Source organism: Pseudomonas sp. S2_E02 (assembly GCF_054668355.1).
On sequence record NZ_CP162761.1, the window covers coordinates 5,529,247 to 5,548,048 of the forward strand.

Consider the following 18,802-nt stretch of genomic DNA (forward strand, 5'->3'; position numbering starts at 1 on the left):
TTGGTTGTAGGCAATTTCCTAACTTCTCGGCAGGTAAAACAACGGCGACGTTATAAACGTCGCCGCTGCAGTGCCTTATTTGCTGACGCTGACGCCGTAGAAGGAGTTCAAGCCGAATGGGCTGATCTTGAAATCCTGCACGTTGGCGCGCATGGGTTGGTACACCGTCGAGTGAGCGATAGGTGTCATCGGGACTGCATCTTTGAGGACGTGTTGCGCCTCTTTGTACAGTTCGGTGCGCTTGGCCTGGTCGGTTGTACGCTTGGCTTCTTTGACGAGGCCGTCGAACTTCTTGTCGCACCACTTGGAGAAGTTGTTGCCGCTGAGCGAGTCGCAGCCGAACAGCACGTTCAGCCAGTTGTCCGGATCACCATTGTCACCGCTCCAGCCAATGATCATGGCCTGGTTCTCGCCACCTTTGGAACGCTTGATGTACTCGCCCCATTCGTAGCTGGTGATCTTCACTTTCAAGCCGATCTTGGCCCAGTCGGACTGGAGCATTTCAGCCATCAGTTTGGCGTTCGGGTTGTACGGACGCTGCACCGGCATCGCCCACAGAACGATTTCGGTACCTTCCTTGACGCCAGCTTCCTTCAGCAGTTGCTTGGCTTTCTCAGGATCGTACTTGGCGTCCTTGATGGTGGTGTCGTAAGACCACTGGGTCGGCGGCATGGCGTTAACGGCCAGTTGGCCGGCGCCCTGGTAAACCGAGTCGATGATCTGTGGCTTGTTGACGGCCATGTCCAGCGCCTGACGTACACGCAGGTCGGCCAGCGGGTTGGCTTCGTTGCTGCCCTTGACCTTGTCCATCACGTTGTAGGCGATGTAACCCAGGTTGAAACCGGCCTGGTCAGGCATCTTCAGGGTCTTGTCTTCTTTCAGCGCTTTCAGATCGGCCGGACGCGGGAACAGGGTGACCTGGCACTCGTTCTTTTTCAGCTTCTGAATACGCACCGACGGGTCGGTGGTGATGGCGAAGATCAGGTTGTCGATCTTCACATCCTCAGGCTTCCAGTAATCCTTGTTGCCGGTGTAACGGATGTTGGAGTCTTTCTGATAGCTCTTGAACACGAACGGACCAGTGCCGATCGGCTTCTGGTTGATGTCGGCAGCTTTGCCTTCTTTCAGCAGCTGCGCTGCGTACTCGGCGGACTGTACCGAGGCGAAGCTCATCGCCATGTTCTGGATGAACGCCGCGTCGACTTCTTTCAGAGTGAACTTGACGGTGTGGTCGTCGACTTTATCGATCTTGGTGATGTTGGTGTCCATCCCCATGTCGGTGAAGTACGGGAATTCGGTCGGGTACGCCTTACGGAACGGGTCATCCTTGTTAATCATGCGATTGAAGGTGAACAGCACGTCGTCGGCGTTGAACTCACGAGTCGGCTTGAAATACGGGGTGGTGTGGAACTTGACGCCTTCACGCAGGTGGAAGGTGTAAGTCAGGCCGTCATCGGAGATGTCCCACTTGGTCGCCAGACCAGGAATCACGGCGGTGCCGCCGCGCTCGAACTGGGTCAGGCGGTTGAACATGGTTTCGGCTGAGGCGTCGAAGTCGGTTCCGGTGGTGTACTGGCCTGGGTCGAAACCGGCCGGGCTGCCTTCGGAGCAGAACACCAGGTTAGTCGCAGCGGATGCGAAAGGTGCGGAGGCTAACAAGCCTGCGCCGACTAAAAACGGAATGACCGCGTGTTTAAGCATGTTGGCCTCATGATTTGTTGTCATTTTTTAGTTGTGAGGTACGACCTCGTGAGTCGTGCCTGCGGATACTTATGCAGGGGCCATACCCATTGCAAGATCCAGAACGACTGCCGGCCACAAAGCGTGGCACGAACGTACCTTAATGTCGCATCTGTATAACTTCTGACGCATTTGACCGTTTGCGGGTGGTTTTTACGGTGCAAATGAAGCCCCAAAACGGTGCATTGGTCACGTTGTGCGCGCCGCCTTGGGGCTTGGTGTTACTTATTTATACCCACGCCATAGAAGGGGGTAAGACCGAACGGGCTGATCCGGAAGTCAGTGACTTCCTTGCGCAGCGGCTGGAACACCGTGGAGTTGGCAATAGGTGTGATCGGCACCTGCTGTTTGAGGATCAGTTGCGCCTGTTGATACAGTTTTACCCGTTGATCTTTGTCGGTGGCCAACTTGGCCTGTTGCACCAGTTTGTCGTAGGCCGGATCGCACCATTTGGCGTAGTTGCTGCCTTTTACCGCCGCGCAGCTGTAGAGCACGCCCAGCCAGTTGTCCGGGTCACCGTTGTCACCCGTCCAACCATAAATCATGGCGTCGTGTTCGCCATTTTTCGCGCGTTTGATGTACTCGCCCCATTCGTAGCTGACGATGTTGGCCTTGATACCTATTTTTTCCCAATCCTGCTGGATCATCTGCGCCGACATCCGCGCATTCGGGTTTGAGGCGCGTTGCACTGTCATCGCCCAAAGGTTGATGGTTGTACCCGGCGCAACCCCTGCTTCTTTCAGTAGCACCCGCGCTTTTACCGGGTCGTAGGGAGCGTCCTTGATGTTCGGGTCATACGACCATTGCGCCGGCGGCAAGGCGTTTTGGGCCAGTTGGCCGGCGTTTTGGTAGACGGCTTTGATGATTGCCGGTTTGTCGATGGCCATGTCCAGCGCCTGCCGCACCTTGAGCTGGTCGAGTGGCGCGTGGGTGGTGTTATAGGCGAGGAAGCCGAGGTTGAAACCGGCCTGCTTGAGCACACGCAAGTTCGGGTCTTTTTCCATCACTTCGATATCGGCCGGGCGTGGGTAGCCGCTGACCTGGCATTCGCCGGCCTTGAGTTTTTGCAGGCGCACGGCGGCGTCCGGGGTGATCGAGAAAATCAGGTTGTCGATCTTCACGTCTTCGGGTTTCCAGTAGGCCGTGTTGGCGGCGTAGCGGATTTGCGAGTCCTTTTGGTAGCGCTTGAACACGAACGGGCCGGTGCCGATCGGTTTCTGGTTGAGGTCGGCGGCTTTGCCTTCCTTCAACAGTTGCGCGGCGTATTCGGCTGATTGCACCGAGGCGAAGCTCATGGCGAGGTTTTGCACGAACGCGGCGTCGACGTTGTTGAGGTTGAAGCGCACGGTTTGCTCGTCGAGTTTTTCTAACGATTTGATTGTGGTGTTGAGGCCCATGTCGGTGAAGTAGGGGGATTCGGCGGGGTAGGCCTTGCGGAAGGCGTTATCCGGGTCGAGGAGGCGCTGGAAGGTGAAGAGCACGTCGTCGGCGTTGAAGTCTCGGGTCGGTTTGAAGTAGTCGGTGGTGTGGAATTTTACGTTTTGGCGTAGGTGGAAGGTGTATTGCAGGCCGTCGCTGGAGACGTCCCATTTTGTCGCCAGGCCGGGTTCGATGTCGGTGCCGCCGCGTTTGAATTGGGTGAGGCGGTTGAAGACGGTTTCGGCGGAGGCGTCGAAGTCGGTGCCGCTGGTGTATTGGCTGGGGTCGAAGCCTGCGGGGCTGGCTTCGGAGCAGTAGACCAGGGTTGTGGCGGCGTTTGCCAGCGGGGCTATGGTTGTTAGTGCGAGGGTGATTAATAGTGGTTTTAGAGTGAATCTTGGCATGGAGTCCCCGCGGAGATTGGAGGTGGTGGTTTTTTGAGGGTAGCGGGGATTTGGGGGTGTTCGGAAATATCGTTTTTCCTGTTGGAGTGTCTATCTCGGTATATGTAGGGGCTTTTTTGGGTACATATCCGTTGCTGCGGTAACGGCTGCTTAGGTTTTCGCCCTGACGGCGACTCACTTTTTTTCAAACGCCAAAAAAGTAAGCAAAAAACGCTTGCTCCTACGTTTGGCCCGCTCGCTGGGGCTCGGGGTTCCTTCGCTGCGGGATCGATCCGGGCGTAGCGTCTCCGGTTTGCTTCGCTGCACCTACTCCCGCTGTGTTTGGCTGCGCCAAACGGTCGCTGCGCTCCCACGCCCGGATCAATCCCTCCACTCAGCCTTCCGACGTCGCCGGTGGGTCAAGATCAAAAGCAGGCGAGCTGACACTCGGCCTATTGAGTGGTGAAGAGCGGGGCGTGGTCGGCGTTGGATTTGTGGTGGATTCGCCCCTCACTGTAGAGACCGGTACATCCTTTACAAATTAGACCGGGGACATCGTTTACACCTTTACAGGCTTGAAACGCGTTTGGCGCCTCTTTCAAGCCTGCCTAAACAGTGGCTGCAAAGGTACAGTTCCCAAGCGTCATCAGCCACTTCCTTCAACGCGATGTCCTCTCCAATTAGAGCCTCTCCTAGAAAAATCAGCTGTCCTTTCCATTTAATTTCCCCATTTGACCGAACCTTACGTACTTCAACATCGGAACCGTATTCAAGCGCAGGCAAGTAACCGGGATAAGCGCGTATCGACGGGCGATAGACAGATGCCGGCGGTTTCATGCCCAGCGCGGTGTGCGGTCGGTGGTGGTTGAAGTCTTGGATGAAATCCTGAAAAGCCAGCTGCTGGCGCACCAGGTTTTCCGCCGGTGGCACTGCTGCCTTTAGCGTTCGATGCATCCGTTCATGTCGACCATTTTGGTCGGGACGGCCAGGTGTAATCGTTTCGACATGGATTCCGAGCCTGATGAACCAAACCGATAACTTCGAAAGTCGCGCCAGACCTGTCGACGCAAAAGGAGCGCCATTATCAGTGCGGATCACATCCGGCAGCCCATATTCTCGAAAAGCCCACTCGAAGCCTTCCCGCGTCGGCGCTCCGTGCGTACTGGGCAAAGCGCGACAGACGAATAAAAAGCGGCTCATCTGATCGGTAATGGTCAGCGGATAGCACCAATTACCGTCCTGCATTTTGAACTGCCCTTTGTAATCAGCACACCAAGTCTGGTTGGGCGCGTCGACCGGACGCAAATGTGTTGGAGCACGGGGACGCGGGGGATAGGGCCGTCGCGCCACCACCAAACCAGCTTTCTTCAACCACTCCCCGGCGGTACTCGCCGCCGGCCATTGGATATGCGGATCGGAATCGCGCAGGCGACCAATGATCTGCTTGGGTCCCCGATCGGGATGTTCGTTTTTCTTGGCCAGCAACTTGGCGATGATTTCATCGGAAGTTTGGTGAGGGCAATTCAGCGGCTTACGCGACTGCTCTTTCAAGCCATCCACGCCCAACGCTGCATACCGTTCCAGCCACTTGTCGATGGTTGGACGACTGACGCCATACCGCCGGCTTAATTGGCTTTTGGTGTAGCTGCCGCTGAGCCAATCGCTAATTAACTTCACTCGTTGATCCATTGGGGACTCTTGTTTCCAGGGCATGGTCAGCACCTCCTGACCATGATTGATACCTGTAAACCATGTCCCCGGTCTCAAACGTAAAGGATGTACCCGGTCTTTACCCACCCCAGCCCTCTCCCGGAGGGAGAGGGGGCCGATTTTTGTGTTTTTCAAAGCCTCAGTTCGACGCGGTATCGCACGTCGGCGTAACTCTCCCAAACACCACGGTCAGTCCCCTCTCCCTCTGGGAGAGGGCTAGGGTGAGGGTTGGCTTTTGGCTGTTTAAATCTGATGCAAATAACCAGAACCTTCCCACAAGGTTTTCAGGTTGTCCGTCGGACGTGCGCTCTTTAGGCTCTGGGTGTCGCTGAAAACTCAGCGATCGGGAGGTGAGATTCCCGGTTATTGAATTTGGAAACCTGCACAAGCCCCTCCATAATCGCCGCCAGCTCATGCTGTCAGCAGTTTTTATGGCGGCTATGTACGGGCGGACTTTTGTCCGGCCGGGTTGGTTTCCTTACCGGTAATCTCACTCCGTGCATAGTTGCCACCTCATTTCTCGAGTGAGATCGGAAATGAATGGCGTCAGTTCATAAGGAAATTTTCCATGGATAAATTGATACCTGACCCACCCCTCGATACCCCACTCGAAGACGCCATCCGCGCCGAAGACCAGATCAAAACCCGCGAAGCCATCAAACGCGCCCTGGATTTCTACCTCAGCCCCGACCCGGTCAAACCCCGGCAGCCCAGCACGATGTTCCTGATCCAGCCGAACATCGACACCGAAAGCCTGCTGGCGCATGCCTGTGAGTCACTGGCGTCGGCGAACACGTTAACCGGTAACTTTGCCGATCAACTGGGCCGGCCCGAGCGCAATACGGCGTTGGCGATTCAGCAGATCATCATGCTGGCCGAGCTGGCGGTGAATCGGGCGCTGGATCGGGTTGATCCACAGACCTGAGACCGCGTTATCGTTCTTCGCGAGCAAGCTCGCTCCCACAGGTGGAATGCATTTCAAACTGTGGGAGCGAGCTTGCTCGCGAAGACGGTGGTTCATCCACAGCAAATCCCAGGCACAAAAAAACCGCCGATCATTCACCGATCGGCGGTTTTTCATTCAGCGCAAATCAAATCACTGCATCAACACTTCAATCGAGCCATCTGCCGTCATGCTCACCTGGCTGGTGCCCGCTTCAACTTCCGGCGTCACTGGCGCCGAATCCATCGCCGCCGCTTTCATCATCATCGGTGCGCGCAGGTACGGTTGTGGATAACCGTTGCTGTTGAGGTTCAGGTTGACGATTTTGTAACCCTTGCCGCCCAGTGCGTCGGTGGCCAGTTGGGCGCGGGCCTTGAAGGCGGTCACTGCTTCTTTGAGCAACTGGTCTTCACTGGATTTGCGGGTCGGGTCGGCGATGGCGAAGTCCATGCCGCCCATTTTCAGGTCGCCCAGCAGTTCGCCGGTGAGTTTGGACAGGGCGGCGAAGTCGGCGCTTTCCAGACGCAGTTCCGCGCGCTCACGCCAGCCGGTGATTTTCTGGCCTTTGGTGTCGTAGATCGGGTAACTGTTGCGGCTACCCTGGCGCAGGGTGATGTCTTTGACTTGCTTGGCCTGGGCCAAGGCCTTGTTCATGGTGGTGCTGACGTCGGCGGCGAGTTTGGCCGGGTCGGTGTTTTGTTCTTCGGTGTAGAGGGTGACGATCATCAGGTCGCGGGCGACTTCCGTGCTGACTTCGGCGCGCAGGGAAATCTGGTTGTAGTGCAGCTCATCGGCGGCCAGGGCCGGAAGGCTGGCGATGCTGCCGACGGTCAGGGCGAGAAGGGCGGCGCTGCGGCGAAATGTGTGCATGAAAGCTCCTTGATGAGGGCGCAGGTGATGGTTCGGGGGCCTGCGTGAAACCATCAGACTCTAGCTTTTATGATCCGGTTCGCCCAGTTACAACTTCTATACAGATGGCCGGGGCTGCTGCGCAGCCTTCGCGAGCAGGCTCGCTCCCACCTTTGAATGCGTTCCCCTGTGGGAGCGAGCCTGCTCGCGAAGGCGTTCTTATAGCCGCCGCAAATATTTTCGCCATGTGGTCGTTTGCCGCACTTTCGCCTCTCAAGGGCGCGGCTTGGTTATACTCCGTGCGATCCGCCTGGAGCGCTCATCAGGAGAGCTCATGCTCGCCCCCGTACAACTGACATCCGCCACTCGCCAGAACCTCTGGCGGCTGACTTTCATCCGCACCCTGGTGCTCGCCGCGCAGGCTGGCTCCGTAGGCCTGGCCTACTGGCTGCAATTGTTGCCGTTGCCGTGGGTGCAACTGGCGATGACCCTTGGCTGCTCGACGCTGCTTTGCGTGTTCACTGCCGTGCGTTTGCGCACTTCGTGGCCGGTGACCGAACTCGAATATGCGCTGCAACTGGCCTGTGATCTGGTGATCCACAGTGCGCTGCTGTACTTCTCCGGTGGTTCGACCAACCCGTTTGTTTCCTACTACCTGGTGCCGCTGACCATCGCTGCCGTGACGCTGCCGTGGCGTTATTCGGTAGTTCTCTCCGGTATCGCATTGGCGCTGTACACCGTGATGCTGACGCGTTTCTATCCGCTGGAAACCCTGCCGGTGGCCCGCGAGAACCTGCAGATCTACGGCATGTGGCTGAGCTTTGCGCTGGCCGCTGCGGTGATCACCTTCTTCGCCGCACGCATGGCCGAGGAGCTGCGCCGTCAGGAAGAGTTACGCGCGATCCGCCGTGAAGAAGGCCTGCGCGATCAGCAATTGCTCGCCGTCGCCACCCAGGCCGCTGGCGCTGCCCATGAACTCGGCACGCCGTTGGCGACCATGAGCGTGTTGCTCAAGGAAATGCAGCAGGACCATCCCGACCCGATGTTGCAGGATGATCTGAAGGTGCTGCAGGATCAGGTCAAACTTTGCAAGGAGACCTTGCAGCAACTGGTGCGGGCCGCCGAGGCCAACCGGCGTCTGGCTGTCGAGATGCAGGACGTCACCGACTGGCTCGACGAAGCGCTGAATCGCTGGCACCTGATGCGTCCGGAGGCCAGTTATCGCTTCCACCGTCTCGGCCAAGGCACCGTGCCGCGCATGGCGCCGCCGCCGGATTTGACCCAGGCCTTGCTGAATCTGCTCAACAACGCCGCCGACGCCTGCCCGGAAAACCTCAAGGTGACCCTGGACTGGGACGCGGAAACCGTGACCATCAGCATCCGTGACCACGGCGCCGGTGTGCCGCTGGCCATCGCCGAACAGATCGGCAAACCGTTTTTTACCACCAAGGGCAAAGGTTTCGGCCTGGGCCTGTTTTTGAGCAAGGCCAGCGTGACACGCGCCGGCGGCTCAGTGAAACTCTATAGTCATGAGGAAGGCGGCACGCTCACCGAGCTGCGCCTGCCTCACGGCGCCCGAGGAGACCAACATGAGTGACGAAATCCAAGTCGAAGGCGAAGAGCTGCCGCATTTGCTGCTGGTCGATGACGACGCAACGTTCACCCGAGTAATGGCCCGTGCCATGGCTCGCCGTGGCTTTCGCGTCAGCACCGCAGGTTCTGCCGAAGAAGGCCTGACCATCGCCCAGGCCGATCTGCCTGATTACGCCGCGCTCGACCTGAAAATGGACGGCGATTCCGGTCTGGTGCTGCTGCCCAAGCTGCTGGAGCTGGACCCGGAAATGCGCGTGGTGATCCTCACCGGTTACTCGAGCATTGCCACCGCGGTCGAAGCGATCAAGCGCGGCGCCTGCAATTACCTGTGCAAACCCGCCGATGCCGACGACGTGCTGGCCGCGCTGCTGTCCGAACACGCCGACCTCGACAGTCTGGTGCCGGAAAACCCGATGTCGGTCGACCGCCTGCAGTGGGAACACATCCAGCGCGTGCTCACCGAGCACGAAGGCAATATCTCCGCCACTGCCCGCGCCTTGGGCATGCACCGCCGCACCCTGCAGCGCAAACTGCAGAAGCGCCCGGTTCGTCGCTGAACCTGCGCTGAACGACTATCGCCAGCCCTCGCGATAAAACGCACCGATCATCTATGATCGGTGCGTGTCTGTTCTTTTCTATATCGAGCCTTATCCATGAATCAGAACGCTGAATATTCCGCGGTCAACGATGCTGTGCGCGGGCAGTTTTTTCGCAAGGTTTGGGCGATGATCACGCCTTACTGGCGCAGCGAAGAGAAGGGCAAGGCCTGGACGCTGCTGATTGCCGTGATCGCGCTTACGCTGTTCAGCGTATGGATCGCGGTGTGGCTCAACAGTTGGTACAAGGATTTTTACAACGCCTTGCAGAAGAAGGACGAGGCGGCCTTCTGGCAGTTGATCCTGTATTTCTGCGGTATCGCGGCGGTGGCGATTCTCGGCTCCGTGTATCGCCAGTATCTGACGCAAATGCTGACCATCCGCTGGCGTGCCTGGCTCACCGAAAAGCATTTCACCCGGTGGCTGGAGCACAAGAACTACTACCAACTGGAGCAGGGTGGCTATACCGATAACCCGGACCAGCGGATCTCCGAAGACCTTAATAAATTCACGGCCAACACACTGGCCCTTGGCTTGGGTCTGATCCGCACAGTCGTCAGTCTGGTGTCGTTCTCGATCATCCTGTGGGGCGTTTCCGGAAGCATTGAGGTGTTCGGTTTCACGGTTCCCGGTTACATGTTCTGGTGTGCATTGGTGTACGCGGTGATTGGTAGTTGGCTGACGCATTTGATTGGCAGGCGTCTGATCGGTTTGAACAACAACCAGCAACGTTTTGAAGCCGACCTGCGTTTCTCGATGGTGCGGGTTCGCGAGAATGCAGAGAGTATCGCCTTGTACAACGGCGAACCGAATGAAAACCGGCGCCTGAGTAACCGTTTCGGGCTGGTCTGGCACAATTTCTGGGACATCATGCGGGTGTCCAAGCGGCTGACGTTTTTTACCTCGGGTTATGGGCAGATCGCGATCATTTTTCCGTTCATGGTGGCGGCCCCACGGTACTTCAGCGGCAAAATCGAACTCGGTGAGCTGATGCAAATCAACTCGGCCTTCGGCAATGTGCAAGAGAACTTCAGCTGGTTCATCAGTGCTTATCAGGATCTGGCAGAGTGGCGCGCTACGTGTGACCGGTTGCTGAGTTTCCGCAATGCGATGAGCAACAACGAAGAACGCACCCCGGCCATCGATGTGCAGAATCAGGGCAGCGAATTGAAGGTGCACAACCTCGGTCTGGATCTGGCCGATGGTCGCCATCTGTTGACCAGTGCCGACATGACTGTGGAACCCGGCGAGCGGGTTATGCTCAGCGGCCGTTCTGGAAGCGGCAAGTCGACGCTGCTGCGGGCGATGGGGCATTTGTGGCCGGCGGGGCACGGCAACATTCGTTTGCCGGCGGCGCGGTATCTGTTCCTGCCGCAGAAACCGTATCTGCCGATCGGCACTCTGCGCGAGGCGTTGAGTTATCCACAGCCGGGCGACAGTTACGCGCCGGAGCGTTATGCACAAGTGCTGGAAACCTGCCGCTTGCCGCATCTGATTGGGCGACTGGACGAGGCCAATCACTGGCAACGCATGCTCTCGCCGGGTGAGCAGCAACGACTGGCTTTCGCCCGTGCGTTGCTTTACGCACCGCAGTGGCTGTACATGGATGAGGCGACTTCGGCGATGGATGAAGAGGATGAAGCGACGCTTTATCAGGCGCTGATCGATCAGTTGCCGGGGCTGAGCATTGTCAGCGTTGGCCATCGCAGCAGCTTGAAACGCTTCCATCCACGGCACGTGCGGATCGACAGCGGGCACTTGGTTGAACAGACCGTGACTGCCTGATCACCGTTAAACCCCTGTAGGAGTGAGCCTGCTCGCGATAGCGTTGGGTCAGTCACATTGATGCTGAATGTGCGGACGTCATCGCGAGCAGGCTCACTCCTACATAAAGCGATGTAAACCGGAAAGTGATCGTACAACCCGCTTGAGCTATCATGCCCCCAAGCCGAATTTTCGAGACAAGATGCACACCATGGAAAACCTGATCGACACCCCGCGTCTCCCGCGCAAGCGCCGCAGCCTGGCCCAGGAACTGGTGACGGTGCTGAGCGAGCAGATCCGCGATGGCCTGCTCAAACGCGGTGACAAACTGCCTACCGAGTCGGCGATCATGGAAGCCCATGGCGTCAGCCGCACCGTGGTGCGCGAGGCGATTTCCCGTTTGCAGGCGGCCGGTCAAGTTGAGACCCGCCACGGCATCGGCACGTTTGTGCTCGACACGCCAAGCCCGAGTGGTTTCCGCATCGACCCGGCCACTGTCGTCACCCTGCGTGATGTTCTGGCGATTCTCGAATTGCGCATCAGCCTCGAAGTCGAATCTGCCGGCCTTGCCGCGCAACGTCGCAGCGCCGAGCAACTGGCGACCATGCGCGCCGCCCTTGATGCGCTCAACGAAAGCGCTGCCCATGCCAGTGATGCTGTTGCTTCGGACTTTGCCTTCCATCTGGAAATCGCGCTGTCCACCGGCAACCGTTACTTCACCGACATCATGACCCACCTGGGCACCAGCATCATTCCGCGTACGCGGCTGAATTCGGCACGCCTGGCCCATGATGATCAGCAGCACTACATGAGCCGCCTGAGCCGTGAGCACGAAGAAATCTACGACGCGATTGCCCGTCAGGATTCCGATGCAGCGCGTGCGGCGATGCGTCTGCACCTGACCAACAGCCGTGAAAGACTGCGCCAGGCTCATGAAGAGGCGCAGGCGCAGCGGGGCTGAGGGTTAAGGCTCCAGTTTGAATTTGGCTTGAGAAGAGATCACTTCAATACCAGACGGTTTGGTGATTTTGTACGTTAAGGTGGCTTGTTCACCCGCTACCGCACCTACTGCAAACGCTCTCTTCGGGATCGCAAACGCAATGGGCTTCCCGACATGTTGATGAGTAATAGCGATTGCTCCGCTAGTCCAGGAAGTCCCTTGAGTTCTCTTGAGGAACAACTCGATTTGGTCTCCTGCCAACGCGCCATGGCCGTTAGGTACTTTGGCATCTGTCGGGTCGGAAAGTTGGCTAATGCGGACTGTGCCGTTTTCGGCTTGCTTGAGAGTCGGGGCTGGCAAGGTTTGAGTTTGTGCGTTCATGGTCAAGATCCGTCTATTAAGCTTTAGGTTATCGAAGGCGCCGGCGCATTGATGTCACCCGCGCGCTTCTATTTAAGAAGCGCGAAGCCCTCTTACACACCTGTAAGAAATACCAGTTCCGACGAACGGTAACCGCTCCCGCACGACAAGGTTCAGCCCTCAATCCGCAACCTCAACACCTCCGAAAACGGCTCCATACTCGACTCATCGCAAAACTTGTAGCGCAGTTCAATCTCCCTGTTCAGGTACGGACGGAGCACTTCTTTAGGCAACTGCAACTCGATCCCCGTCAGTTTTTCCATCTCGTCTTCAGCATCGTCCCAAGTGCCGGTGTTCACTTCTTCGCCTGCCCATTCCGGCTCTTGCGGGTCGTCGCCGAGAATCGGGTAGACGCTCCAGTTCGCCGGGAAGTCGCTGGAATCCGGGACGAGTGCGGTCAACACATCGGGCAGTGTCGATAGCTGAAGCGTGAGGATGTCGGAGGACGAAGCGGCGATTTGCGAAAGGGTCGGGGCAGCGTAATTCGTGGACATTTCGGTTTCCTTCGGTGGTCCGCCACGATCCTTCGTGGCAGTCGTCGCACCTTACCCGGCGTGGTAGCTGCGCTCAGTAAACGAATCTTGACCAGACATTTCTGCAATGTAGCCCAGTAAAAACAGGCCTTTACGCTGATTCGCCATTTGGCTTAAACACTTTTGTCCGACAAAAAACCACCCACAACGATGAAATGCAGTTGACGGTTATCTTTTAAGTTGTACGATGACCTACAACTTCAGCGAAGGCTGAACGGACCAATCACAAAAAACGTTGCTACCAGGGTGTTCGAATAATGAATCCACAAGAACTGAAGTCCATCCTCTCTGCCGGCCTGCTGTCCTTCCCGGTGACCGATTTCAACGCGCAGGGCGATTTCAACCGCGCGGGCTACATCAAACGCCTGGAATGGCTGGCTCCGTATGGCGCTTCAGCCTTGTTCGCCGCCGGCGGCACCGGTGAGTTCTTCTCCCTGGCCGCCAGCGAATACTCGGAAATCATCAAGACTGCCGTCGACACTTGCGAAACCAGCGTGCCGATCCTCGCCGGTGTCGGTGGTTCGACCCGTCAGGCCATCGAATACGCTCAGGAAGCCGAGCGTCTGGGCGCCAAAGGCCTGTTGCTGCTGCCGCACTACCTGACCGAAGCCAGCCAGGACGGTGTTGCTGCTCACGTTGAAGCCGTGTGTAAATCGGTCAACATCGGCGTGGTCGTCTACAACCGCAACGTTTGCCGCCTCAACGCGCCGCTGCTGGAACGTCTGGCCGAGCGCTGCCCGAACCTGATCGGCTACAAGGACGGCCTGGGTGATATCGAGTTGATGGTGTCGATCCGTCGCCGCCTCGGTGATCGCTTCAGCTACCTGGGTGGTCTGCCGACCGCCGAAGTCTACGCCGCTGCCTACAAGGCGCTGGGCGTGCCGGTTTACTCCTCGGCGGTGTTCAACTTCATCCCGAAAACCGCGATGGACTTCTACCACGCGATCGCCCGTGAAGATCACGCCACTGTCGGTAAGATCATCGACGACTTCTTCCTGCCTTACCTCGACATCCGCAACCGCAAGGCCGGTTACGCCGTGAGCATCGTCAAGGCAGGCGCGAAAATCGCCGGCTATGACGCAGGCCCGGTGCGGGCGCCGCTGACCGATCTGACTGGCGAAGAGTACGAAATGCTCGCCGCGCTGATCGACAAGCAAGGTGCGCAGTAACACCCGATAAAAGCGAGGCCGCTGAGCAATCAGCGGCTTTTTGCGTGAAGGCTTTGAGATGTGAGGGCTGCCCCTGTGACAACTGCAAAACGCTACGACAACTACATCAACGGTGAATGGATTGCCGGTGCCGACTACTCGGCCAACATCAACCCTTCGGAACTGAGTGACACCATCGGCGACTACGCCAAGGCTGATCTGACTCAGGTTCACGCCGCCATCGACGCCGCCCGCGCCGCGTTCCCGGCGTACTCGACTTCGGGCATTCAGGCCCGTCACGATTCGCTGGATAAAGTCGGCAGCGAAATTCTCGCCCGTCGCGAAGAGCTCGGCACCCTGCTGGCCCGGGAAGAGGGCAAGACCCTGCCCGAAGCCATCGGTGAAGTGACCCGCGCCGGCAACATCTTCAAATTCTTCGCCGGTGAATGCCTGCGCTTGTCCGGCGACTACGTGCCGTCGGTGCGCCCGGGCGTCAACGTTGAAGTGACTCGCGAAGCGCTGGGCGTGGTCGGTCTGATCACCCCGTGGAACTTCCCGATCGCGATTCCTGCGTGGAAAATCGCCCCAGCCCTGGCCTACGGCAACTGCGTGGTATTGAAACCCGCCGATCTGGTTCCGGGCTGTGCCTGGGCATTGGCGGAAATCATCTCCCGCGCCGGCTTCCCGGCTGGCGTGTTCAACCTGGTGATGGGCAGCGGTCGCGTGGTTGGCGATGCGTTGGTGCAGAGCCCGAAAGTCGACGGCATCAGCTTCACCGGTTCTGTCGGCGTGGGTCGTCAGATCGCCGTTAACTGCGTGTCGCGTCAGGCGAAAGTGCAGCTGGAAATGGGCGGCAAGAACCCGCAGATCATTCTCGACGACGCCGACCTCAAACAAGCGGTCGAGCTGTCGGTGCAGAGCGCGTTCTACTCCACCGGTCAGCGTTGCACGGCTTCCAGCCGCTTGATCGTCACTGCCGGGATTCACGACAAGTTCGTTGAAGCCATGGCCGAGCGCATGAAGTCGATCAAGGTCGGCCACGCGCTGAAATCCGGTACCGATATTGGTCCAGTGGTTTCGCAAGCGCAGCTGGAACAGGACATGAAGTACATCGACATCGGCCAGTCCGAAGGTGCGCGTCTGGTCAGCGGCGGCGGTCTGGTGACCTGCGACACCGAAGGCTACTTCCTCGCGCCAACGCTGTTTGCCGACAGTGAAGCGTCGATGCGCATCAGCCGCGAAGAAATCTTTGGCCCGGTGGCCAACATCGTTCGCGTGGCTGATTACGACGCGGCGCTGGCGATGGCCAACGACACCGAGTTCGGTCTGTCGGCGGGTATTGCGACCACCTCGCTGAAGTACGCCAACCACTTCAAGCGTCACTCGCAGGCCGGGATGGTGATGGTCAATTTGCCGACCGCTGGCGTCGATTACCACGTTCCGTTCGGTGGCCGTAAAGGTTCATCCTATGGCTCACGTGAGCAAGGCCGTTATGCGCAAGAGTTCTACACGGTCGTGAAGACCAGTTACATCGGTTCCTGATAAGGCAATACCCCTGTAGGAGCAGCCTTCGGCAGCTCCTACAGGGAAGACCAAAGAAGATTCACCCGCGCATAAAAATAATCAGTGGGAGTACATCTACATGCAATCGTCCAAGCCGACTCACGTCCGCTATTTGATCCTGCTCATGCTGTTTCTGGTGACCACGATCAACTACGCCGACCGCGCCACGATCGCCATCGCCGGCTCCAGCCTGCAAAAAGATCTGGGCATTGACGCGGTTACCCTCGGCTATATCTTCTCCGCATTCGGTTGGGCCTACGTGGCCGGGCAAATCCCCGGTGGCTGGCTGCTCGATCGCTTCGGCTCGAAAAAAGTCTATGCCCTGAGCATTTTCACCTGGTCGCTGTTCACCGTGCTGCAAGGCTTTGTCGGTGAGTTCGGCATGTCCACGGCGATCGTTGCGCTGTTCATGCTGCGCTTTCTGGTCGGTCTGGCTGAAGCGCCGTCGTTCCCCGGTAATGCGCGCATCGTGGCGGCATGGTTCCCGACCGCCGAGCGCGGTACGGCTTCGGCGATCTTCAACTCGGCGCAATACTTTGCCACCGTGTTGTTCGCTCCGCTCATGGGCTGGATCGTTTACTCCTTCGGCTGGGAACACGTGTTTATCGTCATGGGCGTGTTCGGCATCGTCTTCTCTGGCATCTGGCTGAAGGTTATCCACAGCCCGCGTCAACACCCGCTGGCCAACGAAGCGGAAGTGCAGTTCATTGCCGACAACGGCGGCATGGTCGACATGGACGTCAAGCAAGGCAAAAAAGCCGATGGTCCGAAATGGGATTACATCCGTCAGTTGCTGACCAACCGCATGATGCTCGGTGTGTATCTGGGTCAATACTGCATCAACGGCATCACCTATTTCTTTCTGACCTGGTTTCCGGTGTACCTGGTGCAAGAGCGTGGCATGACCATTCTCAAGGCCGGTTTCATCGCCTCGTTGCCGGCCATCTGCGGCTTTATCGGCGGCGTGCTCGGCGGGGTAATTTCCGATTACCTGCTGCGCAAAGGCCACTCGCTGACCTTCGCCCGCAAGGCACCGATCATCGCTGGCCTGCTGGTTTCCAGCAGTATCGTCGCCTGCAACTATGTTGATGTGGAATGGATGGTGGTTGGCTTCATGGCTCTGGCCTTCTTCGGCAAAGGCGTTGGCGCACTCGGTTGGGCAGTGGTCTCCGACACTTCGCCAAAACAGATCGCCGGCCTGAGCGGTGGCCTGTTCAACACTTTCGGCAACATCGCTTCGATTACCACGCCGATCGTGATTGGCTACATCATCAGCTCCACTGGCTCGTTCAAATGGGCGCTGGTGTTTGTCGGTGCCAACGCACTGGTGGCGGTGTTCAGCTACCTGGTCATCGTTGGCCCGATCAAACGCGTGGTCCTCAAAGAGCCGCCAACCAATGGCGGTACTGAAGCCACCGGTAAATTGTCTCAAGCGCATTCCTGAGGAGCGGCGTCATGCAGTTGATTGAACATTCCGACTCGCCGCGCCACATCCGCCTGCACGAGCGGGACAATGTGGTGGTTGTGGTCAACGACCAGGGCGCACCGGCCGGCACTGAGTTTGCCGATGGCCTGGTGACGCTGGAATTTGTGCCGCAGAGCCACAAGGTCACCCTCGAAGATATTCCCGAGGGCGGCCAGGTGATTCGCTACGGTCAGGTGATTGGCTACGCGTTGCAGCCTATTCGCCGTGGCAGTTGGGTCAAGGAAGATCAACTGCGCATGCCGACCGCGCCGCCGCTGGACAGCCTGCCGCTGTCCACCGAGGTGCCGGACGCGCAGGCACCGCTGGAAGGCTTCACGTTCGAGGGTTATCGCAACGCTGACGGTACCGTCGGCACGCGCAATATTCTCGGCATTACCACCACGGTGCAGTGCGTCACCGGCGTGCTCGATCACGCGGTGAAACGCATCAAGGAAGAACTGCTGCCGAAGTACCCGCATGTCGATGACGTGGTGGCGCTGACTCACAGTTATGGCTGCGGCGTGGCGATCACTGCCACTGACGCCTACATCCCGATTCGTACCGTGCGCAACCTGGCGCGCAACCCGAACCTCGGTGGTGAAGCGCTGGTGATCAGTCTGGGCTGCGAGAAGTTGCAGGCCGGGCAGGTCATGCACGAGGACGATGCTTCGGTGGATCTCAGCGATCCATGGCTGTATCGCTTGCAGGATTCCAGTCACGGTTTCACCGAGATGATCGAGCAGATCATGGCGCTGGCCGAAGTCCGTTTGAAGAAGCTCGACCAGCGCCGCCGCGAAACCGTGCCGGCCTCCGAGTTGATCCTGGGTATGCAGTGCGGCGGCAGCGATGCGTTTTCCGGAATCACCGCCAACCCGGCGCTGGGCTACGCCTCGGATTTGCTGTTGCGGGCAGGGGCGACGGTGATGTTTTCCGAAGTCACCGAAGTGCGCGATGCGATTTACCTGCTGACATCGCGCGCCGAAAGCAAAACCGTCGCCGAGGAACTGGTGCGCGAGATGGACTGGTACGACCGATACCTGGCCAAGGGTGAAGCGGATCGTAGCGCCAATACCACGCCCGGCAACAAGAAGGGCGGGCTGTCGAACATTGTCGAGAAGTCGCTGGGGTCGATCGTCAAGTCCGGTAGCAGTGCGATTAATGGCGTACTCGGCCCGGGCGAGCGGTTCAAGCAGAAGGGGCTGATTTTCTGCGCGACGCCGGCCAGTGATTTTGTTTGTGGGACGTTGCAGTTGGCGGCGGGGATGAACCTGCATGTGTTCACCACCGGGCGGGGTACGCCGTATGGGTTGGCGATGGCGCCGGTGGTGAAGGTCTCGACGCGTACGGAGTTGGCGCAGCGCTGGCCGGATCTGATCGATATCGACGCCGGGCGGATTGCTACCGGGCGGGCGACCATCGAGGAGTTGGGTTGGGAGCTGTTCCACTATTATCTGGATGTGGCGAGCGGCAAGCAGCAGACGTGGGCGGAGAAGCACAAGCTGCATAACGACATTACGTTGTTCAATCCGGCGCCGATTACTTGATGGTTTGGGGGTGGGTCAAAAGCTACCCTCACCCCAGCCCTCTCCCGGAGGGAGAGGGGGCCGATCCGGAAATATTTAAGAAGTACATCGACCTGAAAGTGCTTTGCCGAATCCATAATCGACTCGGTCTTGCAGGTCGATGTATGACACAAGACACCTCGGTCAGTCCCCTCTCCCTCGGGGAGAGGGTTA

Annotated in this window: 15 protein-coding genes; 9 read left to right on the forward strand and 6 right to left on the reverse strand. The window is 58.3% G+C overall.

Going from position 1 to position 18,802, the window contains the following annotated elements:
- Window positions 1-75 precede the first annotated feature (75 nt).
- The 3 genes from AB4O01_RS24650 to AB4O01_RS24660 all read right to left on the reverse strand — a co-directional run bounded on the left by AB4O01_RS24650 (window position 76) and on the right by AB4O01_RS24660 (window position 5,255).
- Window positions 76-1,701 carry an ABC transporter substrate-binding protein gene (locus tag AB4O01_RS24650; RefSeq protein WP_093435868.1) on the reverse strand — a complete coding sequence of 542 codons (1,626 nt, stop codon included), beginning with the start codon at window positions 1,699-1,701 and terminating at the stop codon, window positions 76-78.
- A gap of 260 nt (window positions 1,702-1,961) precedes the next feature.
- A complete protein-coding gene (locus AB4O01_RS24655) occupies window positions 1,962-3,563 on the reverse strand; it encodes an ABC transporter substrate-binding protein (protein WP_460089870.1) in 1,602 nt (533 codons plus the stop codon).
- A gap of 546 nt (window positions 3,564-4,109) precedes the next feature.
- A complete protein-coding gene (locus tag AB4O01_RS24660) occupies window positions 4,110-5,255 on the reverse strand; it encodes an integrase core domain-containing protein (RefSeq protein WP_116256756.1) in 1,146 nt (381 codons plus the stop codon).
- Between the two features lie 565 nt (window positions 5,256-5,820).
- Between AB4O01_RS24660 and AB4O01_RS24665 the strand changes: the two genes are divergently transcribed.
- Window positions 5,821-6,177, forward strand: coding sequence for a DUF6124 family protein (locus AB4O01_RS24665; RefSeq protein WP_099757991.1), 357 nt, complete (start codon window positions 5,821-5,823; stop codon window positions 6,175-6,177).
- 171 nt (window positions 6,178-6,348) lie between these two features.
- Here the strand turns inward: AB4O01_RS24665 and AB4O01_RS24670 are convergent, their stop codons facing one another.
- Window positions 6,349-7,065: an SIMPL domain-containing protein gene (locus AB4O01_RS24670; protein ID WP_016984326.1), complete on the reverse strand. Its 717-nt coding sequence runs from the start codon at window positions 7,063-7,065 to the stop codon at window positions 6,349-6,351.
- Window positions 7,066-7,378: 313 nt separating this feature from the next.
- On the opposite strand from AB4O01_RS24670, the gene AB4O01_RS24675 reads away from it, so the two are divergent.
- The 4 genes from AB4O01_RS24675 (at window position 7,379) to AB4O01_RS24690 (ending at window position 11,958) form a co-directional block, all read left to right on the forward strand.
- Window positions 7,379-8,641 carry an ATP-binding protein gene (locus AB4O01_RS24675; RefSeq protein WP_093435878.1) on the forward strand — a complete coding sequence of 421 codons (1,263 nt, stop codon included), beginning with the start codon at window positions 7,379-7,381 and terminating at the stop codon, window positions 8,639-8,641.
- Window positions 8,634-9,194, forward strand: a complete 561-nt coding sequence (locus AB4O01_RS24680; RefSeq protein ID WP_003221630.1) for a response regulator transcription factor — start codon at window positions 8,634-8,636, stop codon at window positions 9,192-9,194. Before AB4O01_RS24675 ends, AB4O01_RS24680 begins: the two co-directional genes overlap by 8 nt.
- Before the next feature lie 96 nt (window positions 9,195-9,290).
- Window positions 9,291-11,018: an ABC transporter ATP-binding protein/permease gene (locus AB4O01_RS24685; RefSeq protein WP_093435882.1), complete on the forward strand. Its 1,728-nt coding sequence runs from the start codon at window positions 9,291-9,293 to the stop codon at window positions 11,016-11,018.
- A gap of 190 nt (window positions 11,019-11,208) precedes the next feature.
- On the forward strand, window positions 11,209-11,958 hold the full coding sequence (locus tag AB4O01_RS24690) for a FadR/GntR family transcriptional regulator (protein WP_175559635.1): 750 nt from the start codon (window positions 11,209-11,211) through the stop codon (window positions 11,956-11,958).
- A 3-nt stretch (window positions 11,959-11,961) separates the two neighbouring features.
- Here AB4O01_RS24690 and AB4O01_RS24695 read toward each other — a convergent pair whose 3' ends face one another.
- Together AB4O01_RS24695 and AB4O01_RS24700 are read right to left on the reverse strand one after the other, a co-directional pair.
- A complete protein-coding gene (locus tag AB4O01_RS24695; protein WP_460089871.1) occupies window positions 11,962-12,318 on the reverse strand; it encodes a hypothetical protein in 357 nt (118 codons plus the stop codon).
- Window positions 12,319-12,470: 152 nt separating this feature from the next.
- A complete protein-coding gene (locus tag AB4O01_RS24700) occupies window positions 12,471-12,851 on the reverse strand; it encodes a hypothetical protein (protein ID WP_460089872.1) in 381 nt (126 codons plus the stop codon).
- Between the two features lie 296 nt (window positions 12,852-13,147).
- Here AB4O01_RS24700 and kdgD point away from each other — a divergent pair, with 296 nt between their 5' ends.
- The 4 genes from kdgD (at window position 13,148) to garD (ending at window position 18,610) form a co-directional block, all read left to right on the forward strand.
- The gene (kdgD, locus tag AB4O01_RS24705) at window positions 13,148-14,059 is read left to right on the forward strand and encodes a 5-dehydro-4-deoxyglucarate dehydratase (RefSeq protein ID WP_093435890.1); all 912 of its coding nucleotides are present in this window, start codon (window positions 13,148-13,150) and stop codon (window positions 14,057-14,059) included.
- 75 nt (window positions 14,060-14,134) lie between these two features.
- Complete coding sequence (locus AB4O01_RS24710) at window positions 14,135-15,580, forward strand: aldehyde dehydrogenase family protein (RefSeq protein WP_099757994.1); 1,446 nt, start codon at window positions 14,135-14,137, stop codon at window positions 15,578-15,580.
- A gap of 100 nt (window positions 15,581-15,680) precedes the next feature.
- Window positions 15,681-17,045 carry an MFS transporter gene (locus AB4O01_RS24715; RefSeq protein WP_034154459.1) on the forward strand — a complete coding sequence of 455 codons (1,365 nt, stop codon included), beginning with the start codon at window positions 15,681-15,683 and terminating at the stop codon, window positions 17,043-17,045.
- 11 nt (window positions 17,046-17,056) lie between these two features.
- A complete protein-coding gene (gene garD / locus AB4O01_RS24720; protein ID WP_034154460.1) occupies window positions 17,057-18,610 on the forward strand; it encodes a galactarate dehydratase in 1,554 nt (517 codons plus the stop codon).
- Window positions 18,611-18,802: the final 192 nt, after the last annotated feature.